General features: G+C 36.3%; 24 protein-coding genes and 1 pseudogene. 15 read left to right on the top strand and 10 right to left on the bottom strand.

Going from position 1 to position 22,726, the window contains the following annotated elements; genetic code table 11:
- The first annotated feature begins 25 nt into the window (after positions 1–25).
- Positions 26–277 carry a hypothetical protein gene (locus E0F88_RS32080; protein ID WP_131962651.1) on the top strand — a complete coding sequence of 84 codons (252 nt, stop codon included), beginning with the start codon at positions 26–28 and terminating at the stop codon, positions 275–277.
- Here E0F88_RS32080 and E0F88_RS32075 read toward each other — a convergent pair.
- Positions 255–653, bottom strand: a complete 399-nt coding sequence (locus tag E0F88_RS32075; RefSeq protein ID WP_131962649.1) for a hypothetical protein — start codon at positions 651–653, stop codon at positions 255–257. The two genes, E0F88_RS32080 and E0F88_RS32075, sit on opposite strands and share 23 nt — an antisense overlap.
- An 11-nt stretch (positions 654–664) precedes the next feature.
- The gene (locus tag E0F88_RS32070) at positions 665–1,345 is read right to left on the bottom strand and encodes a ParA family protein (protein WP_131962647.1); all 681 of its coding nucleotides are present in this window, start codon (positions 1,343–1,345) and stop codon (positions 665–667) included.
- Between the two features lie 241 nt (positions 1,346–1,586).
- On the opposite strand from E0F88_RS32070, the gene E0F88_RS32065 reads away from it, so the two are divergent.
- On the top strand, positions 1,587–1,841 hold the full coding sequence (locus E0F88_RS32065; protein ID WP_131962645.1) for a hypothetical protein: 255 nt from the start codon (positions 1,587–1,589) through the stop codon (positions 1,839–1,841).
- Positions 1,842–2,922: 1,081 nt separating this feature from the next.
- Here the strand turns inward: E0F88_RS32065 and E0F88_RS32060 are convergent.
- Together E0F88_RS32060 and E0F88_RS32055 are read right to left on the bottom strand one after the other, a co-directional pair.
- A complete protein-coding gene (locus E0F88_RS32060) occupies positions 2,923–3,864 on the bottom strand; it encodes a replication initiation protein (RefSeq protein ID WP_131962643.1) in 942 nt (313 codons plus the stop codon).
- Positions 3,865–4,420: 556 nt separating this feature from the next.
- Positions 4,421–5,317 carry an ArdC family protein gene (locus E0F88_RS32055; RefSeq protein ID WP_131962641.1) on the bottom strand — a complete coding sequence of 299 codons (897 nt, stop codon included), beginning with the start codon at positions 5,315–5,317 and terminating at the stop codon, positions 4,421–4,423.
- Positions 5,318–6,263: 946 nt separating this feature from the next.
- Here E0F88_RS32055 and E0F88_RS32050 point away from each other — a divergent pair.
- From E0F88_RS32050 to E0F88_RS33890, 8 genes are all read left to right on the top strand, one after another.
- Positions 6,264–6,674: a hypothetical protein gene (locus E0F88_RS32050; protein WP_131962639.1), complete on the top strand. Its 411-nt coding sequence runs from the start codon at positions 6,264–6,266 to the stop codon at positions 6,672–6,674.
- Entirely contained in the window at positions 6,674–7,654 is a 981-nt protein-coding gene (locus tag E0F88_RS32045) for a DUF5712 family protein (RefSeq protein WP_131962637.1), read from the top strand. The genes E0F88_RS32050 and E0F88_RS32045 overlap by 1 nt, the downstream gene beginning before the upstream one ends.
- Positions 7,644–8,108, top strand: coding sequence for a hypothetical protein (locus E0F88_RS32040; RefSeq protein WP_165940218.1), 465 nt, complete (start codon positions 7,644–7,646; stop codon positions 8,106–8,108). The genes E0F88_RS32045 and E0F88_RS32040 overlap by 11 nt, the downstream gene beginning before the upstream one ends.
- Positions 8,109–8,129: 21 nt before the next feature.
- Positions 8,130–10,028, top strand: a complete 1,899-nt coding sequence (locus E0F88_RS32035) for a type IV secretory system conjugative DNA transfer family protein (protein WP_131962633.1) — start codon at positions 8,130–8,132, stop codon at positions 10,026–10,028.
- 11 nt (positions 10,029–10,039) lie between these two features.
- Positions 10,040–10,282 carry a hypothetical protein gene (locus tag E0F88_RS32030; RefSeq protein WP_131962631.1) on the top strand — a complete coding sequence of 81 codons (243 nt, stop codon included), beginning with the start codon at positions 10,040–10,042 and terminating at the stop codon, positions 10,280–10,282.
- Complete coding sequence (locus E0F88_RS32025; RefSeq protein WP_131962629.1) at positions 10,283–10,669, top strand: hypothetical protein; 387 nt, start codon at positions 10,283–10,285, stop codon at positions 10,667–10,669. It begins immediately after the preceding gene.
- Between the two features lie 147 nt (positions 10,670–10,816).
- Complete coding sequence (locus E0F88_RS32020) at positions 10,817–11,311, top strand: DUF6934 family protein (protein WP_131962627.1); 495 nt, start codon at positions 10,817–10,819, stop codon at positions 11,309–11,311.
- Between the two features lie 32 nt (positions 11,312–11,343).
- Positions 11,344–11,502: a hypothetical protein gene (locus tag E0F88_RS33890; protein WP_165940217.1), complete on the top strand. Its 159-nt coding sequence runs from the start codon at positions 11,344–11,346 to the stop codon at positions 11,500–11,502.
- A 43-nt stretch (positions 11,503–11,545) separates the two neighbouring features.
- Here E0F88_RS33890 and E0F88_RS32015 read toward each other — a convergent pair whose 3' ends face one another.
- The 4 genes and pseudogenes from E0F88_RS32015 to E0F88_RS34470 form a co-directional block, all read right to left on the bottom strand.
- Positions 11,546–12,448 carry a hypothetical protein gene (locus E0F88_RS32015; RefSeq protein ID WP_131962625.1) on the bottom strand — a complete coding sequence of 301 codons (903 nt, stop codon included), beginning with the start codon at positions 12,446–12,448 and terminating at the stop codon, positions 11,546–11,548.
- 37 nt (positions 12,449–12,485) lie between these two features.
- Complete coding sequence (locus tag E0F88_RS32010; protein ID WP_131962623.1) at positions 12,486–13,283, bottom strand: hypothetical protein; 798 nt, start codon at positions 13,281–13,283, stop codon at positions 12,486–12,488.
- 21 nt (positions 13,284–13,304) lie between these two features.
- Positions 13,305–14,060, bottom strand: coding sequence for a helix-hairpin-helix domain-containing protein (locus E0F88_RS34475; protein ID WP_229213981.1), 756 nt, complete (start codon positions 14,058–14,060; stop codon positions 13,305–13,307).
- Between the two features lie 309 nt (positions 14,061–14,369).
- A pseudogene (locus E0F88_RS34470) lies at positions 14,370–16,266 on the bottom strand (PHP domain-containing protein); the annotation flags it as partial.
- A gap of 88 nt (positions 16,267–16,354) precedes the next feature.
- Here E0F88_RS34470 and E0F88_RS32000 point away from each other — a divergent pair.
- From E0F88_RS32000 to E0F88_RS31990, 3 genes are all read left to right on the top strand, one after another.
- On the top strand, positions 16,355–17,158 hold the full coding sequence (locus E0F88_RS32000; protein WP_131962621.1) for a helix-turn-helix domain-containing protein: 804 nt from the start codon (positions 16,355–16,357) through the stop codon (positions 17,156–17,158).
- A gap of 92 nt (positions 17,159–17,250) precedes the next feature.
- Entirely contained in the window at positions 17,251–17,592 is a 342-nt protein-coding gene (locus tag E0F88_RS31995; protein ID WP_131962618.1) for a RodZ family helix-turn-helix domain-containing protein, read from the top strand.
- Positions 17,593–17,624: 32 nt separating this feature from the next.
- A complete protein-coding gene (locus tag E0F88_RS31990; RefSeq protein WP_131962616.1) occupies positions 17,625–20,006 on the top strand; it encodes a hypothetical protein in 2,382 nt (793 codons plus the stop codon).
- A gap of 41 nt (positions 20,007–20,047) precedes the next feature.
- On the opposite strand, the gene E0F88_RS31985 is transcribed toward E0F88_RS31990, so the two are convergent.
- Together E0F88_RS31985 and E0F88_RS31980 are read right to left on the bottom strand one after the other, a co-directional pair.
- Positions 20,048–21,130, bottom strand: coding sequence for a helix-turn-helix domain-containing protein (locus tag E0F88_RS31985; RefSeq protein ID WP_131962614.1), 1,083 nt, complete (start codon positions 21,128–21,130; stop codon positions 20,048–20,050).
- On the bottom strand, positions 21,108–21,764 hold the full coding sequence (locus E0F88_RS31980; RefSeq protein WP_131962612.1) for a hypothetical protein: 657 nt from the start codon (positions 21,762–21,764) through the stop codon (positions 21,108–21,110). Before E0F88_RS31980 ends, E0F88_RS31985 begins: the two co-directional genes overlap by 23 nt.
- Before the next feature lie 117 nt (positions 21,765–21,881).
- Here E0F88_RS31980 and E0F88_RS31975 point away from each other — a divergent pair, with 117 nt between their 5' ends.
- A complete protein-coding gene (locus tag E0F88_RS31975) occupies positions 21,882–22,445 on the top strand; it encodes a hypothetical protein (RefSeq protein ID WP_131962610.1) in 564 nt (187 codons plus the stop codon).
- A gap of 18 nt (positions 22,446–22,463) precedes the next feature.
- On the top strand, positions 22,464–22,726 hold a 263-nt coding region (locus tag E0F88_RS31970), incomplete at its 3' end, for a hypothetical protein (protein WP_131960120.1).

Below are 22,726 nucleotides of genomic sequence, written 5' to 3'. Positions count from 1 at the left end.
CCTCAATGTTAAATAATACTGTGAGATGAAAGAAATTATCCCAGGGGAAACTTTCACCCAGCATATCGAACGCAGGGCAATTAAACACAAAGCGATATTCCAGGAGCTCAACGTCACCAGAGATGGGTGGTTTAAGAGAAGGACAAAGTTAAGTCGTTTAACCGTTGGAGAGTTAATTTCTCTGGCCTCAATCCTCTCTTTAACATCTTATGAAGTCCTTCAACTGGTTGAAAATGAGATAGAAAACTATATGGCTACTCACCCATCAAATCTTTGAGTCGAGCTTGTTCTGCTTTATGGTAGTCCTGTATCTCTTTTAGATGGGTTTGATAGAGGATGTTTATTCCTTCCTGGATAACGGATTTTATGGATGTATTTAACCCTCGCGCTAGTAAGGACGCTTTTCTATGAATGGCTTCATCTATCGGTACCGCTTTTTGGGTGTCTGAAGCGTATCTTATTTCCTTTTTTGATACTTTTTCTGGGAATGATTTTTGAGTTATTGCCTTTTCTTTTGTCTTAGGCTCTTTTTGTGGACTTGGCGCTTTCTCCTTTTGAGTTGGAGCGGTTAACCCAAAACCGTTAGTATCAGAAGTAAGATCTAGGTCAAAAGGATCAATTTCTGAGTTTTTGCTTTTCTTTGAATTTTCCATTGTTCTAATGATTATACCTTTTCGACAAATTCATTAATAAAGGGTACCAAGTAGGTTTGCACTTTTTCATTGTTGTATTCTGAGTCGTTGGTGTTAAAATTGTTAAACACCGTGGGTACCTCACGAATTTCGGTATCGAAGCGATCGATTTTAAGACCTTTTATGATCTGCCCTACCTTGTCATTCATCTTTAAACTTGCTCTCTTCTTGTTGGCGAGACCAAAAATATTCAACACTAGTCCTTTCTTCTCTTTCGCTTCTTGTAAAGATTTTAATATCTTGATGAACTCAATGGAAGATGTAAGTTCAGATTCCGATGCCAGTAATGGTACTATTACTGTCTCAGTAAACACTAGAATTTTAGATAGTGTTTCAGCATCATAGCCGGTTGTTGAGCGTGGAATGTCAATGAATATATAATCATATTTTTCCGAAGAATACAATTCCCTCGTTATCTGCTTCACATCGTCAAAGGATGACTGATAAATTTCCAGTTTGAAATCTTTTATGCCTTTACTTTCTTCAAGTTTACGACGCTTAACAATTGTTCCCTGTGCATCTGCATCAATTACGGCAACAGTGTAGTTGTATGGCTCAGATGCTAACAATAACGCTGTCTTTACAGTTAACATTGATTTCCCTACTCCGCCTTTCATGTTAGCGAAGCTTATGATTTTAGTTGCTTTGTCCATCGTTATTAATAGTTGGTTGTGCTGATCACTCTAACAGCATCGATGTAAATGTAATAATCAATAATGTTTTTTCCTATACTTCTATATATTTATATTATATAGAAGTATAAGAATGTAATAGGTTGTCACAATTTTTAGGTGATATCGTTTATCTAATTATACCGCTTATAAAGTGTTGGTTTTGGGAAATTAAAGAGATTCCTCGGACTACTTGAAATAGTGAAACGACTCTAATGTTTAAATGGATTTGCGTTTACCCACCCAGTCCTACACTTCGGAACGCATACAAGTTTTCCCCCTGCTCAAAGTAATTGTATTTTTCACTTCACACGCCCGGAAGGCACAACTGAAACAGAAGAATGTTCCAGCAGAGCCTTCCTATAGCATACAAATACTTTCTTCCGGATCACCCAAATCCCCTAAAAGTAATTTCAATGATCCGGAAGTGCTCACACGCAGCAGCAACATTCCAGGCCAGCACACCCACCCGTGTTGAAGGTTGGGCAGGAAGGAAATATTCTATCCAGGTTTAATAAAAAACGCTCCAGCCAACCCAACGGTGGATCTGCCAGTTGGGCAAGGTTACAAAACCGTTTGAGCTGTTTAGTGCCGGCTACTTATAAAATGTTGGTTTTATCTTTAATTTAATCCATTGATTTATATTGGTACTAACAACCTTACAGGGGATTTAAATGTTTTGGCTATCAGTGGAGCATATAAAATGTTGGTTTTACCTAAGGCGAATAGTTGATTCAATCCTATGAATCGCTTATAATTTGTTGGTTTTTGAAGTAAATATGACTTATAAAATGTTGGTTTTAGCATTCACCAATATGTCATATGTTTTACTTATAAAATGTTGGAGTTGGACGAAGCCAGGTAAGTTGATTGTAAAGGTTTATTGTTATACGGTTGTATATCAGTAGTTTATAAAACAAGAGAACTTATAAAATGTTGGTTTAAATTGGATTATCCTTTTGGGAATGACTTTTGAAATCTCAATTCCAACATATTATTTGTACTTATCAAATGTTGGTTTTAGCTAAGATTCAATCCAGCAAATCGCTTATAATTTGTTGGTTTTTGGAGTAATACGACTTATGAAATGTTGGTTTTACCATTAAGTTAACCCACCGATTTAAATTGGCGCTAACAGTGTCACGCAGGGTTTAGTATTTTGGCTATCAGAGAAGCGTATAAAATGTTGGTTTTACCTAAGGCGAGTAGTTGACCCAATCCTATGATTCGCATATAATTTGTTGGTTTTGGAGTAAATATGACTTATGAAATGTTGGTTTTAAGATTCATCAATATGTCAGATACTCACTTATAAGATGTTGGAGTTGGACGAAACCAGGTAAAGTCGATTGTGATAGCCCATTATTATAATGGCTGTATATCAGCTATTTGAACAATATTTGTACTTATAAAATGTTGGTTTTGGTCTGTTTGGATGCAAATTATATGCACTTATAAAATGTTGGTTTAAATTGGATTATCCTTTTGGGAATGACTTTTGAAATTCCAATTCCAACATATTATTTGTACTTATCAAATGTTGGTTTTAGATCCATTCCCTAAATTTTTGTTTTCAGGATTCCCTTTTTTTGAAGCGTTCCTATGATGTAAGAAGGTAAATCTTTGTCCAGGTTAATTCTTTTGGTTCGAATACCTTCCTTAACCTCCGAAACTACGTTTTCGAAGTCTTTGAAGTTTTTCTTGGCAATGATTTTAGCAGTTTGCTCATTAATTCCATAGGCCATAATTGCTTTTACATTTAACTGATAATCAATAGGTTCATTGAAATCTATTAACGTTTGCGACATTTCCTGGAAATTTACGAAGATCTTTATTTTGGTATATGCCCTACCCTCTTTAATGAGCTTATAATCAAAGTTAATGTCAGTACTTTGGTTAATTTCTCTTTTAGCAACATCTAAAACCCTTTTTTTAAATGTGCTTATATCGGTATACTCTTCCTTTTCTATTCCTTTGGGATCTTTCAGATAGAGCATCTCCTTGAGTTCGCTGATGCGCATTGTCGCGATACCTACTGATCTCCACTGGCATGCAAACTGATACAGGCGTTTAGAATGTTTACTGGTGCACGCTAGTGCCGCTTTCAATTTGTATCTTGTGTAATTGTTCTTTAAATCAAAGAGATATGGTCTCATAGATTCACTCAGGCGTACTTCAATGTGTGCTGCACCATCTATATAATCTACGTGCTGAAACATCCACATCTGCCGATATCTATTTTCGAGCTGTATAGAAAACGTCCTACTGCCAAGCCCCTCTGTTGCAAGTTTGAATTGTTGATGATTCCACTGCTTCCCGGTAAGGCTCTCAATGTCCTTGACGTAGATTTTATATATCTTGTCTGGCAGATCATTTTTACCAAGCTGCGCAATGAGCATAAACATAATGTCAAGCTGTGTGGCATTATATTCATACCTGCCTGATGTTATCGCATTGTGCTGTAACACAACCTTTTCTAATATGGATGTTTCCTCTCTCATGGGCGAATCTTAATTCTGACATCTTACTCGTGTCGTAAACTTAGCAAAACAAACTAGCAAAACAAACTGTTGGTTTTAAATTTCAAATTGAAGAATCAGTTTTTTTTGGTGAAAAAACCAACTGTGGATAACATGTGTTGGAGATAGCTTATGATCTGTTGGTTTTAACTTATAATCTGTACCGATTTAACTTATAATCTGTCTAGAGTAACTTATCAAGTGTTGGCTTTAACATATAATAAGTTGGTTTTTCGATATGTAACAGGCACTAAAACAGGCAGTTACGGAGACCTAAAATATAGAAAATAAAAAGAAAATAAAAAAAATAACATAAACACTTCTTTTGTTTTCAATTAAAGGGAAAAAATAGAACTAATAGCTTAGTTAACGAAATTTTATTTCGTCCAAAGTTAAACATTTATTAATGGAATAAATTACACGTTGAGAACTAAGGAATTAGTTTTACCAAATTATATTTGGTTGGAGCTTGTCTGCTGGCTGTATTTTGACATTTGTAAAAATCAAAGGGAGACCTAAGTCTCCCCTACCCTTTCAGTTAGTTTTCATTTAAAATATACTTTGCAGCACTTTTGGCTTTCCCTGACGCTTCAAACAGGAATTTGGTATCAGATTTTAGTTTCTCAAGCCATCCTTTTAGGTAAGCTGTGGCATTATCGATTGTGACATTTTCTATACCGCTAATTGTACAAAGGTAAGCAGCGCCCATTTCAGCCGTTAGTTCCTCTTTTGAATACTCCTCTGAGGAAAACTTTGATATTTGATTCATTTCTTTTCTATTAAGTCTCTTTTCGTGGCCAGTTGAATGAATCAGCTCATGATAATAGGTTGCGTAGTATTCCTCAGGAGAGTCAAAATCCGATAGTGAGGGCATATTTACTAAATCCATCATAGGGCTGTAATATGCTTTACTCCTGTCTTTTGACTCTAATTTGGGCGGATTCTGCATTTGTGAAATTATGCTTTCGCAGGTTTCAATGTTATTGTAAGCCTGGTTATCTTCATACGAAATGCTTGATAATGTGTTAGGTTGTTCAATTGTCGTTTGATCCAAGTTGAAAACATAGTACATCTTCATGAATCCATATTTTTTTTTCTCGGTTTCACCGGATTTCGGATCCTTTACTTCTTTTTCATTAATATTCCAATAAACTACTGGAAGAGCCTTTTCCCCTTGCTTTACAAATCCGTTGCACTCCCCTACCTGTTTAAAGGTTAAGAAGTACGGGGAATCATACGGAGTGCATGACAGTAATACATAATTCACTCCATTGTAAGGCTTTTTGGTGATATAATTTTGAGGGCCTGCATAATTCGTTTTATAGGTAGCTTTGTTACCCCAAGTCCTTCTCCAAGGGGCCACGCCCTCTTCTAATTTTTTGCAAATCAAATTTGTCACAAAATCATAGACATCAAATTTTTGTTGCTTTTTCATAATAATTACTAATGTTTGAGGTTAGAAAAATCCAGGTCTGTCCACCTGTTTGATTTATTAAATATAATAATAATAAAGATATTATACTAATAATAAAGATACTATTTTTAAAATTTTTTCATTGAATTATTTTTGTATTTCTATATATTGACATTTATATATAGCTATACATTTATATTTTAATAGATAAGTTTTGATGCTTGGACAATGCTCCTATATTTTTATACTTCTATATATTGTTATTTTTATATATCTATATTTTGAAGATTAGGTTTGGTGTTTGGACAATGCTCTTATATTCCTATACTTCTATATATTGTTATTTTTATATATCTATATTTTGTAGATTAGTTTTGGTACTTATACAATGCTCTTATATTCCTATACTTCTATATATTGTTATTTTTATATATCTATATTTTGTAGATTAGTTTTGGTATTCGGACATTGCTCTTATATTCCTATACTTCTATATATTATTATTTTTATATATCTATATTTTAGTAGATTAGTTTTGGTGTTGAGATAATGATCCTATATTTTTATACTTCTATATATTATATTTTTATATAGCTATACTTTTATATAATTATATTCTAATAGACTGGATTTTGTGTTCAGGTGACTACGTCTATACTTATATACTTCTATATATTATATTTTTATTTGAAGGGTATCTTAATGGGATTTATGCAATACCTGAATAGAATATGTGTGTCTTTTTTTGACTATAAATTCTGTTAGCAAGAAGAACAATGATAAATCATTGTATATCAATAACATAGTTATTGAAAAATATCTTAAAATATAGTAACTAATTGAAAATAAAGTATGTAGAAATAATAAAAAGATATTTTTTACTTTTATGTATATAATAAGTATTTATTTTTGTAGTTATTATATGTATATTGTAGTTAATAGAATCGGACTCAGCGAAGTAATAAAAATGGAACTGAAAAATGTTAAAGTGAATAATGAACTTTATGATGAGTTGAAGCAGTATCTCTTAACTAGGGTAGGGGAGAAGATTAAGGTCAAAGATTTCGTTGAAGATTCTATTCGATATTTCCTTGATCACGAAATTATGCCTTCCGATCTTAAGAGACAGAAGGCGATTCCAGAGCAAATTCAAGAGGTTAAGAATACAACCATTTCATATCTTAAATTAAATGAAGCCAAGTATTTAGGGCCAATGCTGTCAAATTTTGAAAGAATTAATAATGATGTTAGTGAGACGAAGCTTCTGTTGAAGCTTTTGTTTGAAGCAGTTTATGATACTAGTTCTAAGAGTCCTGACGATATCTTGCGGATTAGAAAGGAGATAGAAAATATTTATGTCAACTCAACAATTGACTAATGTATTCGAAGGTAATAGATCCTGAACGACACGGAAAAGTGGAGTACAATAATAAGTCTTCTGTTAAAAGACTTGTCAATTATCTAGCTCATGAAGCGAAAGAAGATGAGCAGGAAATTTTATTTTTCAATCGGGAACAGGGAGTCTATTATGAATCTGATGAAGTAATGTCTCGGATTGATTTTAATGTAAAAGGGTTGAAGGAGTCAGATGATAAATTTTATTCTCTTTTGATTTCTCCATCTCAGGATGAACTTAAACATATAGGAAATAGTCATTCAAGCCTAGAGGACTTTGCTAGAGAATGTATGGTGAATTATGCCAACAACTATCAAGTCAAGGGTAAGACCTTAGCTGAATCTGACTTGTTGTGGTACGGAACAATTCACAATGATCGAACCTACAAGGGAAATGATGAAAAGGTTGTTTCTGGTGAAAAGCGGCAGGGAGATAAAAAAGATGGTCTAAATACACATATTCACATAATTGTTTCTGCAAGGGACGTCAGCCAGAAAATTGTATTGAATCCCCAGACTAAAAGCACTAAACGCTTTTCTCAGGTAAATTGGGCGGAAGCTAATGCCGAAAAATTTCAAAAGATGTTTGACTTTGAAAAGGGGGTAACAAAGTTTAAGAAGGATGACTTATACAAAAGGATCCGAAGGTGCGAATACATAGTTAATGATCTAAGAAATAAAGGCTATATCAATAAGGACCAGGCGCAGAGAATCGAAAATATATCAAGAGAGAAGGGCTACTCCCGAGAATTTTATAATGAGTTAAATCGGAGTAAGAGGAATGCGGACAAAAATAAGGGCTTTGATTCATCAACGTTTGAAAAGCTAAGGAATTCGAAAGGAGACTCCTTACATTCTCAAGTTAAGCAACCCATTATTAGGTCTCTATATATTCCTGAAGTGGATCGACGGAATTACAAGAAAGCAAATCACCTTGAAGAAAATAATAGGTATGAAATGTAAGATAAAAATTTTGCTCTTTCTGTCTTTTTTGAGCCTTGTAGCTTGTGAAAAGGAAGACGTATCAGATGAAATTGGAGTCAAGGAGACCGATTACCTCAAGGAGCATTCCCTCAGGACGTTTTTCCCGAATTCATACCAAGGAATGTATGGTAAGTGGAGATATAAAGAGAGTAGGAGGGGAGAGCAGGTCCTGGCACTGCATTCTGGATTTATAAATGTTTCAAAAAATGGAGGTAAAACCATTCAAGATAATTCTCAGTATACCGATCAGCAAGGTGCAAAGGGAGAGAATTATTGGCTGACATATGATCCTCAGACGAATGAAACAGTATTTTTTACCTTATCCATCCCAGACATACTAAGTACAGCAACTCGGAAGGTCTATACGATTTCTGGTAATGACTTGAGAATTAGTTCAAGTGCGACGGAAGCAGATTTTTTTATCAAGGAATAGTATCCATTATAAACTAAGTCTATGGAAAATTCAAAGAGAAACCAAATGTTGATATTTGGAGTAACACTGATTCTATTCCTGGCATTAATTGGAGAATATTGGTTGAGTATCACCACTGAGGCTGGAGGTAGTGGATTGCTAAGAAGCGTTATAACTGGATATTCCAGGATAGGGACAATCATTAGAATTCTATTTGTCTTGTTTTACTTCCTATGCTTTTATGTTGTTGATCAATCTGTTGAAGGGAAATTAAAGTGGAAAAAGGAGGTAAGAAGCTCCTTTGTTGAGCGCTATAAATACTATGGTATTTCAGCTTTTATAATTGGCGGGGCGATCTTGGGCACAATTGAGAATTTTATATTTTTCGAATTGTTCTATCCCCTGGCCTTGGCAATGGTATTATTTGGCGGATATTTGGTAGGCAATTTACTTCGTCCTTCATATTTGAAATATGATATTATCAAAACAGATACATCTCCATTAAGGAATCAATACTCCTTTAACATCCCATCTACTGATAACCGATTTTTAAATATTCCGAATCCTTTCCGTGGCATTTTTATGATGGCCGGTAGTGGTAGCGGGAAGTCAGTTATTGCTGAATGGGTTATCAAGCAAGCAGCTGAGAAGCGATATTGTGGCATTATTTATGACTATAAATTTCCTACCCTTACTGACTTTGCTTACACACAATATAAGGATCAAGATGAGATTGACTTCAAAATTATCAACTTCACTGATTTATCCAGGACGAATAGGATCAACCCAATTAAGCCGAGTTATATAAGCCATAACAGTTTTGCCGCAGTCTGTTCACAAGCGTTAATAAGCAATTTAGCTCCTGAAACAATCGAAAATAAGGACTATTGGATAAGGAGCAGCGCATGTATTGTTACCGCAATGATGATATACCTAAGAAACAATCATCCTGCATTCTGTACAATCCCACATATCATGCACATCATCCTGGGACATAAATATAGTGATGTTATTAGATTGATTGAGACTGACTATGATGCTTCAATGTATATGCGTACTGTTTTGACAGCCTACGAATCCAAGGCCGAAGGCCAGTTGTCCGGCGTCTTTGGTACATTACAGTCTATTTTGCCAACTGTAACTACTCCTGAGGCCTGCTATGTTTTATCAGGAGATGACTTTGGATTGGATCTTAATGACGTGGATAAGCCGGTTTGTCTATGTCTTGGTACTCAGCATAAACTTAACTCAGTTATTTCTCCGCTTTTAAGTTTGGTGGTTACAATGTCACTAAATAGAATGAATGAGCCGGACAAGCAGCATGCAATAGTATTGTTGGATGAAGCGCCTCAAATGTACATTCCGAATTTGGCTGATATTCCTGCGACTAGTCGGTCCAATAAAATTTGTGTTTTTTATATTGCTCAGGATTATGTTCAAATGGTAGCCCAATATGGTGAAACCGAGGCCAAAAAGATCATCGCCAATCTTAATAATCAGATTTATGGTCGTTCATCTGAGGAAGGAAGTATCAAGCGGATTATCAATCTGTTTGGTGATAGGGAGGAAGCGAACCGGTCTCAGAACAGGAATATTAGTAGCCATAGTGAAATGTTTTCATTTGGAAAATCAAATATAGGGTCCGGAGAAAACATGTCAGTCCAGCGTAAAAGTCTTTTACGGTCGGAGGATATAACCGGTTTGAAGAGTGGGGAAGTTTTAGGTTTTACAGTGGACGCAGAAAATCCCGAGTTTTTTCTTCGGGTTAAGTTTGAAGAAAATGCTGTCATTGAGCACGTTCCGGAGTTCAATCTTGATTATGATGTTCAGGTTTGTTATGAGAGAATTAAAGCCGAAGCGCATGGCATAGTGAAAGGTTTAATACCGCCAAGGCATACATTCAAGATTGTAAATGATATTGCGGAGTTAGTAGTAATTTAAATGCAAAAGTTATGAAACCAGTTAAATTAGTAGGAATCTTGATATTGTTTTTTGGATTGACCGGATTGTTATTTGGTGGTATAGAACAGTTGATTGAAAGTTTATTAGCTTGTGCTGGGGTAGGTGTTTTACTGGCATTCATTTGGTTTATTTCTCCTGTCGGCAATCAAGCGACCAGGCGACAAACGAGAAAGGATCATTGGGGAGGGCATGGGAACAAGGTCCCACCGCAAAACAACGATAATGCATTTTAGATGATTGATATTGATAGGTTGCTCTATATTCGTCACCCGTTTGACGAACAACATAATAATCAGATTGAAGCTCTGAAAAATTTCCCGGACCATATGAAGGAGCCCATGGCTCAAACATTTAGATTTGGAAATGCTTCTTATCGGTATTACCAGGAACTTGATTCTGATCCAACAAAAGAGGAATATGAAGAGTGGTTAACAGGGTTACCGGAAAATATACGAATTAGTGAAATGCAGAGAGGGTACCAGGCTTGTATGGGCTCATTACCACTCCGTCGTTACAGTTTGGAAAGAAGAGATTTTGGTATGTCAGAATACCTCAAAAAAGTTTTGAATGAAAAAGATTGGGAGGATCATCAAAAGATTAAAAATAGTTGGAATGAGTAATATGCTATAATAGGCATGAAATATCCAATCTGAATTTTTTTAATTTTCAACCGAGTACCTTTGTAAAAATTAAGTTTGAAAGCTGAATTCAAATGGAAATAAGGTCATTTATTTTCATCTTTCGTATCATGAATAATTAAGATTTACATGACGGTACCACAATATAAAATACATTCTGTTGGACTAGAGGAATACAAATATTATCTGAACTATGTTGATGTACTTGACTCGTGCAAGTTTTACAGTAGTGGGAAAAGTGGCGATTTTGAGCTTCGCATGCTGATAACGAGAGAGAAGGGGGGCTTAAGTATTAAGGATCTTAACCTTGGTTTTGGAGTGTGGAACGAAGAAACTAAGGATATTGATGACGGGATTGAAACAAAAAATGGTGATATGCAGCAGATCCTGGCCACAGTCGCCAATAGGGCTTTGGAGTTTTTGGCGAGATACCCGGAGGCTGAGATCTTCGCTAAAGGAAGCACTGCTTCACGTACGAGACTTTATCAGATGGAAATTGCTAAAATCATAGATGAAGTTCCCGAGGGGCTTAGAATAGAAGGACTTATCTCCCAGGGTAGCATTGGATTTGTTGATTTCCGAAAGGGAATAAATTTTGATGCGTTTTTGTTATCAGCTAAATGATTTGTAAATTTGATTATAACAAGATTGACGATATGCCAACTACAACTGTGAAAATCGATAAGAAAGCTGCTAAGGAAGAAAAGGTGGCAAATGTGAGTTATGGGATTGATTATGCAGCGAGTAACATCGTAAGAAAAACTCTTGAAATGGCTGAGACGCTTAGAAAGTATCCTAGACCTGCTCGTAAGTAACTAAAAGTTACTACTGGCTCATCTCCTTAGCTACTATTTTTAACTATCTAATACTTGATTCTTGCTTAAAGGATAGCCACATTTTAATACTATCCGGAATCAGGTTTTCATTCCTTATTACAAATACAAAGAGATCTTCTGGTTGAATAACAGTTACATTTTTGTCAACTGAACCAACACTTCCTTGAGTCGTGAATAGGAAAATCTTGTCTGCGGATTTACTAAGTGAGTTATCTAAGCTGTTTTTCCCCTGTTTTACTTGGACACCAACAGACTCACCTGTTTCGGGATCTTTCAATAAATATTCGTAAGCAGCAGTGTCAATTTTGCAAGAACTAGGAATTAGGCAATATCCATAACTACGTTGTAGATAAAGTCCGACAAGATCCTCACAGTCATAGGAGCTGATCATTTGAAAGAAAGTATGCGCATCAAGTAGGTCAATGTTCTGATTGCTTCTACCACTTTGTGATATATTATTAAATCTCCATGCCGAAAATTCCTCCATCGCTGAATCATCGGAAGTAGTAGCAATGGATTGAAATGTTCGTCTAGCCCTAAAGCTGGCCACAATCTTACCCGGAACATTTTGTTCGTTCCCTATAACTAGCCAGGTGCATTTTCTTTGATTGGGAATGTCTAAATCTAAATGATCTTGGTTGTCAGAATAATACCAATCACTCATAATTTTACCAAGATAGTATTGTCCCACACGATCCCGAGCCCATATATATTCTCCTATCAATGGCTTTGATGCGAAATTCACTGAACTTGGTTTACTGTTATACCTCTTTTTTGTCAGTTCTTGGTATTCTGTGACCGAGGATGGTGATTTCTCAACTGGCCAACCAATCCCAGCGATATTATTTTTAAAGCAATATTCTACTACTTGTAGATGAGTGTTTGGAGGTGTGGGAGAGGGTTTGAGGTGTAATCGCCAGAGCATTGAGTTTTGAGGAATGATTAATTTTAAAATATACAACCTAATGTTTGATCATTTCAGCGACGTCTCTTATTGCATCAATTTCTTCTGGATTTGACCTAGGTATAAAATCGGTGTGTAGTATAAATGGGTCGAATCCATGTGTTTCCAATCTTTCAAAGAATAATGGAAATGTAGATTTATAAATTAAATATACTTTTTCATATTTTTCACGAATGCGCTCATGGGGAATATGAAGTCGATAGTAGTTAATTTCTCTCAGAAATCTAATATCTTCTTCAATTCTAAAAAATGTATCTGTTTCTTCAAATATGCTAACGTCACCAACTGGTAATACACCATTTGTCGTTCTGTAAAGATTTGAAAATGATTGGCATAGAATAACAAAATTGTATTTTTCGCTAAGTGGCACCTCAATAAATGCATTGATATTTCCAGTATCCAGCTTTCTGACAAATAGTCCAAATCCTGGCAAATCCTTTTCATCTTTATAGGCATCAATTAGGGCTTGTCCATGATAGGCCTGGAAATTTGTCAATTGTTTAAAATTAAACTCCCCAGTACAAAGGATTGCTTTAAAATAGATGTTTATTTCGGAAAGCTTATAAAATAATTGTTGCGAATATTCAGTGAGAAATGTAAAATAGTAGTGTAAAGGATTTCCTTCATCCTTGCTAAAAACTATAATGGTGTCCGAAAAAACAATTGTTTGAAGGGCATGATGTTTGAAGACTTTCAAAGAATCAAAAATTTTGAAGATTCTATTAACCTTACCTGATTTAGACCTTACTAAGCTTTCAAAAGCTAGGATATCAATGTAAAGAAAGGCTTTTTGCATCTTGTTATACGATAGTGTGAACTAAGGTAACAATTTCCTATTCACTATTTCCTGCTCCCATGGATTTGGTAAAAGTGGAATCTTCGCACACCGGTTTACAGTGATGCTGCAATATCCAAACTCCATTGTAATGACGCCTTCGACCAGGTAGACGCCCATACCCTGGAACCGATAACCTCTTAGAGAATTGGGAAAGTGTACGGTATTGAAAAAGTTGCCTTCGTCATCAAGAAACGTACCGAACATCATCATTTCACCTTTTTTTGTTCTTACTGGTTTATACGTCACAAAATCTCCCACCATACGAACTGTTTTTCCAAGGTGCTTATCCATGTCATTGGCATATACTCCACGGAAAGTGCTGCGAATTAAGTTAAACCAGGTTCCTGTAATAGGAAATTTAAAATACCTTATTTCATCATAGAGGTGTTCTGCAAGCGAATATTCGAATTTCGGAATCTCCGGAATCTTGACAGCTTCGTCAAAGAGTCCAACTGGAAGGGATCGATCTTTGATCTCAGAACAGATATACAAAGATTCCCACTGCATGTTGGTTTTAACATTGCTGGTAAAGTTGAATGCGCCAATCCTAATGAGAATAGATATTTGCGTTTCGGATACTCCTGTACGTAGAATGAAATTCTCTAAGCTCTTGTATTTTCCGTTCATTTGGCGCTCGTCAAGAATCTGCTTGACAGTTTTTACTTCTAGGTCTTTTACCAGGTCAAATCCTAAATAGATATCAATTCCATAGATTGTGGTTGTCCAATAACTCATGTTCACACAAGGGTTGTGAATCAAGGCACCATTCTTCTGTGCCTCGTTAATGTAAACTTGGGGAGAATAGAAGCCACCATGGTTATTGATGGTAGCGGTCATAAATTCCAGAGGATAGTAAGTCTTCAGATATAAGCTCTGATAACTTTCAACTGCGAAGGACGCCGAGTGTGCTTTACTGAAACTATAACCGGCAAAGCTTTCCATCTGTCTCCAAACCTCTTTTGCCGTTTCAGCGGGGCGTCCTAATTCCTCGCAGTTTTTAAAGAATTTGGATTCGATTTCTTGCAGGTGTGAAATGCTCCGGTGTTTTCCTGACATCATACGCCTTAATACATCGGCATCGGCCAGATCCAAACCTCCGAAATAATGGCCTACCTTAATAACATCTTCCTGGTAAACCATTACACCATAAGTTTCAGCCAGCTGCTCCTCCATGACTGGATGCAGGTAAACCGTTGACTTGGGGTCCCGGTGTCTCTTTATAGACATCCATCATACCGGAACTTCCAACCCCAGGACGAATAACCGAGCTTGCAGCGACAAGAGTTAAATAATTGTCACATTGAAGCTTTGTAATAAGCTGTCTCATTGCGGGAGATTCAATGTAAAAACAGCCTACCGTCCTGGAAGATTTGAGTTGTTGGCTTATGCGTGGATCCGTGAAAAACTTATCTGGATTAGAAATATCTACTTTTTCTCCCCGATTCTGTTCAATAATCTGGACACAATCTTTTATTGCGCCAAGGCCACGCTGACTTAAAATGTCGAATTTTTCGAATTTTATATCTTCGGCCACATACATATCAAATTGTGCGCAGGGAAAATCCATAGGAGGAAAATCCAATGCAGTAAAGTTTGTTATCGGATCCTCTGAAATGAGTACTCCGCAGGCATGGGGTGTCCGCAAGTTGGGAAAGTCTTCTACCAACCCATACAGGCTTTTAATAAGAGCAACTGCGTCTTCTGAATTATGTGAGGATACTGGATTTCGGATTAACTCATCAATCTCAGATTTCGGCAAACCATAGACTTTGCCGAGCTCTCTTATAATACTTCTGTCGCGAAAAGTGCTCATTGCACCCATCATTGCAGTATGCTTTGATTGATAGCGAGTAAAAATATAAGTGAAAACTTCCTTTCGATCCTGCCAGGAAAAATCAATGTCAAAGTCAGGTGGTGTCTGCCGCTTTGGATTTAGAAACCTTTCAAAGTACAGATCGAGTTTGATCGGACATACATCAGTGATTCCAAGGCAATATGCGACTATGCTGTTTGCTCCGGATCCACGGCCAACATGGTAAAAATTCCGGGAGGTTGTGTAACGAATGATGTCATGGGTAATCAGGAAATAGGAGGAAAAGCCCAGTTCATCAATAATGCGCAGCTCTTTAGCAACACGCTGCTTTGCTTCCTTGTTGTTATTGCCATACCGGCGCTGCATACCTGAGACTGCCAGTTTTTCAAGTAAAAGCTTGTCATCATATGGATTGCCCGTAAAATATTTTTTGTTCCGTACAATGGTGAAGTCAAAATTGAAACTGCATTGTGACAGCAGTTTCTCAGTTGCAACAAGTATTTCAGGGAATCTATAGTACTTGTTGATCATATCTTTTCTTTCCGGCATTTTTTCCCAGGAACGAGCTACCATGGGCTTTGTAATCTTAGAATAGATAAGATTGTGATCAACTGCTCTTAGTTGCTGATGTAGCTGATAATCATTTTCATTTTTCACGGTGACTGGCCATAAGATTACATACCTGTCAAAATTGCATCTTGGCTCAAGACTAATTTTGTTAATCTGATCCGGTCTGATGCCAATAAACTCATTTTCACGCAGGCGTTTAATTTCTATTGCACCAAGAGGGTATACGATAAACGCGTGATTGAATTCAGGTGCAAATTTTGGAAGTGGCTGTTTGAGCCGGTTTGCGGTTGTCATGTGCTCATTTAGCTCTGCAAATCCGACTTCATTCCTTGCTATTCCAATATATAATAAGGTGTCTCCATTTCTGTATTCCATTCCGACAAGCCCATTGATGCCCTTTTCCCGGCATTTTTTTATAAATGGGAATATCGCGGAAGAATTATTAATATCTGTTAGAACGGCTGTGTCATGTCCATGGCTAACGACCAGATCTGTAAGATCATCCAAGCTGATAGTGCCATAGCGCAAACTGAAATAGGAGTGGAGATTTAAAAGCATGTTGTGTAAATAGTGAATAGCTCACATTATTTTTTAACTTTGTTCCTAATGGTATCATAGTCATGATTCTAATGGTAGCAAAATAAAAATGGAAGCGCAAGAAATATTTTTAAAAGAGAACCTTAGATTTCTCAGGAATCGCAAAAATTTGACTCAGGAAGATCTTGCAGAAGATTTAGGAATGACCAGGGTCAAACTTCATGCAATTGAAAGTGGAAAGACCGCTAATCCCGTGATAGGGGATGTGATTAAAATTGCAAAGTATTTTAAGTTGGCAACAGATACTCTGCTGACTGTAAACCTGATGCGATTGGGGGAATTGAAGTTGCGAGAACTTGAATCTGGAACCGATGTGTACCTGACAGGTAAAAATGTAAGAGTCCTGGCAATTACCGTTAACCAGGACGATAAAGAAAATGTCGAATATGTACCAATAAAAGCAAAAGCGGGCTATCGTACCGGATATAGTGATCCGGAATATTTGGCAGCTCTTCCTAAGTTTAGCTTTCCTAATCTTCCAGCTGGTGGGACTTTCAGAATGTTTCCAACCACTGGTGACTCCATGTTACCAATTCCGGAAGGAAGTGATATCTTGGCCAGATATGTTCAAAACTGGAAAGAGCTAAAATCAGGAAGTTTGGGTATCGTGATCTTGAAGGGCGAGCAGGATTTTGTCTTTAAAGAAATCACGGTTTTAGCCCAGGGATTATCGCTGCATTCATTTAATAAGCTTTATGATGACTACCAGGTCGACTTTTCAGATGTATTGGAAATCTGGGAATATCATAGTTTTCACAGCAAAGTGCTGCCGGAACCGGTTACTGATCTCAATCTTGTCATTCGTGAGATCCGACAATTGACAATACATGCTGAACGAGAAGTCTCTTTGTAGATGTCGATTCTTTCTTCGTACTAATAATTTTTACTGTATAGATAAATATTATTAGTACATTAGCCAGAGATGTATAAACCACAAACACTATAATGCAAAGTTCCATTACCAACCGTCTTATTTCTGTTTTAACAGAAGTAGAAATGGAAGATATGTATAATCAACTGGCTAGTAAATTGGGTAAAACTCAGTTGGAAAAATCAGAAGAGATAACAGTGATAAAGGAACTTCCTGAATTGAAGATAGACTTGGGAGCTCAATGTAAGCGAAAACGAGAGCGACTTGGTTTGACAGTCTATGCTGTTGCAAAGAACTCCGGGATTCTTCAAAATCAAGTAAAGGCGATAGAAGAGGGGCAGGGATATAACATTGATGGGTTGCTAAAACTTACTGCTTCTCTTAAACTAAACGTTCTGTTGACTGATGCTGAATGATATGAAAGACATTATTTATTCAAACTTAAGAAATGAAGCTTTTCAATAGATTGAAGCAGGCTATAAGTGAGGAAGATGTTAAGGATGCATATATCGAAGCATTGGGTTTAACAGGATATTCTAAAAATCTTGTTGACATTCAAACTAAGGAAATTTGGTTTGAGGCAAAACACAATGCCAAAAAGTCCAGTTATGAAATGTTCACACAATTAATGCATTATGTTCAAGATGCTCTTAATAGAGGACATTACATTCCACCATTTCTAGCTGTCATTGATACTCAGAAAGCTGCAATAATGAAAAGCGAGGATGTTTTACCCTTCCTTGCTAAAAGAACAATAAAATGGGGAAAGTCAGCTAGTGGATACACTCCAGAAGCACTGGACGCAATTTCGGCCCATATAGGAACTCATTTCGTTTCTTTTAAAATTGAAACACATGAAGAAGAATTTATAAGTACTATTAAAAATGCCATTAAAAGTGGTGATATAATCCGTACTCCAATTACACCTGACAATTTAAAACAGGTGTTTGATAAATGGGTAGTAATGATTGGTGGGGAAATTCGTGGCATAAACGAAGAAGACTACGCATTGCTATTCTTTGCAGATATTATGCATGATGGTACCACATCTACACATAGTAATCTTACAGCTGAGTTGCTACATAAAAATAATGCACCAGTTTTTAGCCTTGGGGGTAAATTATATGAATTGGGTAATAAAGAAGGATATCGTCAGTTTTGGGCTATCTATCATAAGCCTCCGAAAGCAGAATATCGAAACTACCTTCTTGAAAGGCGAGACAGTCTAATTCCAATAGATGAACGTAGCTTTAAAGGGGCTTTTTATACACCATTGAAAGTAGTGGATAAAGCATATGACAAACTTACTGAATCACTAGGGAAAAATTGGCAAAGGGATTACGTCGTTTGGGATATGTGCTGTGGTGTAGGTAATCTTGAAGTTAAACATAGCAACCCACGCAACATTTATATGAGTACATTGGACCAGGCTGATGTTGACGTTATGAAGGCAACTAAAACTTGTGTTGCTGCGCAGCGATTTCAATATGATTATTTAAATGATGATATTAATGTTTTTGGACAAATAGATTACACAATCACTAACAAACTTCCCGAAGGACTTAGAAATGCTATTGCTTCCGGCAAGAAAATTCTTGTTTTGATCAACCCTCCATATGCAGAATCTGGCGAGACCGTGGGGAATGATGCCAAAACAAATGTAGCAAAGACGAATGTAGCTAAAAATATGAAAGATTACGGATATGCGACTCGAGAGTTATTCGCTCAATTTCTCGTACGTATATCACAGGAGTTGCCTAATGCAACACTAGCAGTTTTCAGTAAAATGAAATATATAAACTCTTCCAATTTTGAACTGTTTAGGAGTCAATGGAATGCTAAATATTTAGGTGGGTTTGTTGTTCACAGTAAATCTTTTGACGGGTTAAAGGGAGATTTTCCCATTGGTTTTTTAATCTGGCAGACATGTCAAAATTCTGTTAAGAGATATATAATAGACGAAATAACAACTGATGTTCTAGACAAAAACGTTCTTCCTATTGGTGCAAAAACATTTATAAATGTTTCAAGTAAAAATTTATTGAGTAATTGGGTAAAGCGACCTAGGGCTAATAAAATGGATGTTATCCCTTTAAAAAACGCAGTTTCTCCTGCTACTGCTAGTAAAGATGTTAGAGGAACAAAGTGGGCAGATAATGCAATAGGATGTTTAGTTATAAAAGGACCTGACTTTCAAAATGCAGGAACTCAGGCTATTGTGTCGTCTGGTTATGGTAGTGCAGGAACTATTTTTGTTACTACTGACAATATATGGCAAGTTGCCATTGTTTTTGCGGTTCGTAAGTTGATTAGGCACACTTGGCTAAATGATAGAGACCAATTTTTACAACCAAATGGATTTTTATCAGATGAATTTAAAAATGATTGTTTAGTCTGGATGTTATTTCATGGAGGGAATTTAACAGCTAGCGCTAATCATCTGGAATGGAATAATAAACAATGGAGTATCGTCAATCATTTTATCCCTTATACTGAATCAGAAGTAGGTTCCCCTGATCGTTTTGAATCTGATTTTATGGTGCAATATATGAGTGATAAAATATTTTCATTTGAAGCTTTGTCCGTATTGATGGAAGGGAAAAAGTTATGGCAAGCGTATTTTTCTGAAACTGATGTAAGATTAGTAAGAGATTCATTGATGCTAAATCGCTCAGATGTTGGTTGGTATCAAATAAGAAAGGCATTACAAGCTCGTAATGCCAGTGGAGATTTTTTGCCAGTGAATTTCAAAGCATTTGAAGGTGCTTATGAATTATTGAGTGAAAAATTGAAACCTCAGGTTTACGAATTGGGGTTTTTGAAATTGTGATTTACTTTTCATGTTTTCAGCCTTAACGGTTCATTACGTTTTCAATTTCTTAGAATCTTAAACGCGGGAGGGGGAGTTTCTTCAACATTGTACAAGTCAAAAAGATCTTGCAAGTCAGATTTATTCATTTTTAATATTTCCATCAACTCCTCCCTTGTATACTCTAATTCGTTTAAATGCAATTTGACCATTGATTTGATCAACTTAGGCATTTCGAACGTAATGCCACAACCTGGCTCATGCTTTCTATAACCTAACTGACTTATCTGAACATACAAACTAGTATATCTAGATTTATTTATTACACCAAGATCATGTGCTCTACGAATCAGAGATGCAAATGACGTTTTCCAATAACTCTTTAAATCAGCTAATTTGTTGATGGTCAGACCTCCGAATAAATGATTAATTATATCATCAGCAGGCATGAGAAGTTCAGAGGCAAATTCGTTTGCCTCTTTTTCAGCTAGTTCAACATCAAATGTTGGAGCGGTACTGTGCATAATCAAATGTCCGAGTTCATGTGCCAGGGTGTAGCGTTCCCTGTCCGGAGAAAGATTTTTATTAATGCAGATTATTGGCAAGTTACTTTCATCAGGTAGAACCTGTCCGTCAAATTTGTCATCGTCATTGTCAATCAAAAAAATCAATACCCCGGCAGCCTCCAAAATATTTACGAGGTTATTGATTCTACCATTAGGTATCTTCCATTGAATACGGACCATTCTCGCTACATCGGTTGGGCTTATTTCTTCATTATCTCGATAAAATATTTGGCTCGGGAGGTCAAGTGATTCAAGTAATTTTTTTACCCGGAACTTCTTTATAAAAAGGTTTGAGGTTATTCTGGCAATTTCAAAATTATTTATGGCCTTTCTTTTACGATAGTAAACAAGGCTTGCGGGAAGGGTATTGATATCTTCATAAAAGAACGAACTTGGGTAGTCCAACTGACTCGCAATTGTATTAAGCATGTCATCTTTTATACCTATCAATCCCTGCTCGATTTTAGAAATCCTTCCTTGGTCAATGTTTAATTTCTCAGCAAGTTCTTTTTGGCTATAACCACGCGATACTCTAGCCATTTCGACCATACTGCCATTAGGAACCCGTTTGATTGTCATCCGCTTTTCTTTTTAAATGTGGTTTAATTGCCAATACAGGTAATACTTCTTCTTCATCCTGATTGAAAATCATCGGTCGACTTTTATCAATTGTAACATCCGATGGGAATAAAACCCAATTTGTAAAATCGCCAGCCGGGCAAACCAAGACCGTTTCATCAATAGATCTGCCCATATTATCTAAGACAAAAGCACCATCAAGCCTAACACAATCCATGCCAGCTTCTCCAAATAACAACTCCTGGTTACGAAAATCCTTTACCTGTTGAGTATCTATATTACTGGATTTAAAACGGTTGCGGTGTCTGTTCTTTGTAGGAAGTTTTTTAAACCTGACAATGATTTTGTTAAATAAGACTAATACGCCCATTCTCTTTTTCACATACCAGTACGCATTAGGGTCATTAAAGGCAAACTGCTTTGCATAATGCTGAATCAATGAGTTTAGGATCCCGGCTCTGGCCATCGGATTTAGTTTGTAAAAGCTTCCCTGATTCTCCTCCAGGTAATCCTGAAATCCTACGTGAATGATATTGTACAGGTTCTGAGCGTAACTAAACCCGTTAAAGGCATCGGCAAGTAGTAATTCTTTCGTCTGCTGACGATCAATACAATAGTTCTTAGAATGTTGCATATTTTCTGCGGTGAAATGAATTTAACATAGATACGAGCAAATTTAATTTTTTATATTAAAATATGCAAAAAAATATGCAATTTTACTTTTTCTAGCATCTAACGGAATTGTTAAACTATGAATAATTACATTAAAATCCTTCTATACTTAAAGCAATTTGAAGGAGATGCAAAGCACCATAATGTAGAGCTGATATTAGATGATATACCACTCAAAACTCTTGGATCGATACTTTATGAACTCAAAGAACAAGATTTTGTAAAGTTTAAAGGGAGAGAACAACGCTTCGATTCTTTCATTTATACTCATAATCGATTTTCCGGGGAAAGTACAATCGAGGAAAGTCCATTTAATGAATTGAACAAATTACCGCCAGATCCATATGAAGCAATGATTACTTTTAAGGGATCCCGGTATCTAAAAGAAGAATTGGAAATGCAGCAAGCTGGAAAATATAACATTAATGTCGATAATGGCTCTACAGCGAACCTTATATTAGAGTCTACGAGCTCAACTATTACTAGCCACAGTCATGTTAAAGACCGTATAGAGAAGATAGCTGATACTCTTAAAAGTGACACTAGCATAAGTGAATTGGTTAAAACAGAAGTACTAATTATTTTAAATCAGGCAATGTTAGAAATGACCCAGGAAAATAAAGTGATACTAATTTCAAAATAAAAAGTCGTATATTTATATATGAAATATGCTGACATTATTAAGGAAAGTATAGCTGATTTGCTTTTCATGGAAAAGCGTGAAAAGAATGCAATGCGTCGTGATCGAATTCGATTTATAAGATCGCTAAAAATGGGAGAGTATCGTAGCCAAGCTCGTGCAGGTGCTGCGATTGGATTGGGCGAACGACAATCACAACGGCTTTGGAATAGTTATGTTAAGGGCGGAATTAAGGAATTACTATCAACATATTCAGACCGTTGGTGGGGCAAACTCAGCAGTGT

Source organism: Dyadobacter psychrotolerans, assembly GCF_004349265.1.
GTDB lineage: Bacteria > Bacteroidota > Bacteroidia > Cytophagales > Spirosomataceae > Dyadobacter > Dyadobacter psychrotolerans.
This window is presented reverse-complemented; position numbering and strand designations above follow the sequence as displayed.

Coding starts and splice junctions, on each gene's coding strand:
- E0F88_RS32025 (WP_131962629.1), top strand. CDS start 10,283: ATGATTGATATTGATAGGTTGCTCTATATTCGTCACCCGTTTGACGAA.
- E0F88_RS32000 (WP_131962621.1), top strand. CDS start 16,355: ATGGAAGCGCAAGAAATATTTTTAAAAGAGAACCTTAGATTTCTCAGG.
- E0F88_RS32010 (WP_131962623.1), bottom strand. CDS start 13,283: ATGCAAAAAGCCTTTCTTTACATTGATATCCTAGCTTTTGAAAGCTTA.
- E0F88_RS32015 (WP_131962625.1), bottom strand. CDS start 12,448: ATGCTCTGGCGATTACACCTCAAACCCTCTCCCACACCTCCAAACACT.
- E0F88_RS32050 (WP_131962639.1), top strand. CDS start 6,264: ATGGAACTGAAAAATGTTAAAGTGAATAATGAACTTTATGATGAGTTG.
- E0F88_RS31975 (WP_131962610.1), top strand. CDS start 21,882: ATGAATAATTACATTAAAATCCTTCTATACTTAAAGCAATTTGAAGGA.
- E0F88_RS31985 (WP_131962614.1), bottom strand. CDS start 21,130: ATGACAATCAAACGGGTTCCTAATGGCAGTATGGTCGAAATGGCTAGA.
- E0F88_RS32070 (WP_131962647.1), bottom strand. CDS start 1,345: ATGGACAAAGCAACTAAAATCATAAGCTTCGCTAACATGAAAGGCGGA.
- E0F88_RS31990 (WP_131962616.1), top strand. CDS start 17,625: ATGAAGCTTTTCAATAGATTGAAGCAGGCTATAAGTGAGGAAGATGTT.
- E0F88_RS31995 (WP_131962618.1), top strand. CDS start 17,251: ATGCAAAGTTCCATTACCAACCGTCTTATTTCTGTTTTAACAGAAGTA.
- E0F88_RS32040 (WP_165940218.1), top strand. CDS start 7,644: ATGAAATGTAAGATAAAAATTTTGCTCTTTCTGTCTTTTTTGAGCCTT.
- E0F88_RS33890 (WP_165940217.1), top strand. CDS start 11,344: ATGCCAACTACAACTGTGAAAATCGATAAGAAAGCTGCTAAGGAAGAA.
- E0F88_RS32080 (WP_131962651.1), top strand. CDS start 26: ATGAAAGAAATTATCCCAGGGGAAACTTTCACCCAGCATATCGAACGC.
- E0F88_RS32055 (WP_131962641.1), bottom strand. CDS start 5,317: ATGAAAAAGCAACAAAAATTTGATGTCTATGATTTTGTGACAAATTTG.
- E0F88_RS32075 (WP_131962649.1), bottom strand. CDS start 653: ATGGAAAATTCAAAGAAAAGCAAAAACTCAGAAATTGATCCTTTTGAC.
- E0F88_RS31980 (WP_131962612.1), bottom strand. CDS start 21,764: ATGCAACATTCTAAGAACTATTGTATTGATCGTCAGCAGACGAAAGAA.
- E0F88_RS32035 (WP_131962633.1), top strand. CDS start 8,130: ATGGAAAATTCAAAGAGAAACCAAATGTTGATATTTGGAGTAACACTG.
- E0F88_RS32060 (WP_131962643.1), bottom strand. CDS start 3,864: ATGAGAGAGGAAACATCCATATTAGAAAAGGTTGTGTTACAGCACAAT.
- E0F88_RS34475 (WP_229213981.1), bottom strand. CDS start 14,060: ATGAGTTATTGGACAACCACAATCTATGGAATTGATATCTATTTAGGA.
- E0F88_RS32020 (WP_131962627.1), top strand. CDS start 10,817: ATGACGGTACCACAATATAAAATACATTCTGTTGGACTAGAGGAATAC.
- E0F88_RS32030 (WP_131962631.1), top strand. CDS start 10,040: ATGAAACCAGTTAAATTAGTAGGAATCTTGATATTGTTTTTTGGATTG.
- E0F88_RS32045 (WP_131962637.1), top strand. CDS start 6,674: ATGTATTCGAAGGTAATAGATCCTGAACGACACGGAAAAGTGGAGTAC.
- E0F88_RS32065 (WP_131962645.1), top strand. CDS start 1,587: ATGGATTTGCGTTTACCCACCCAGTCCTACACTTCGGAACGCATACAA.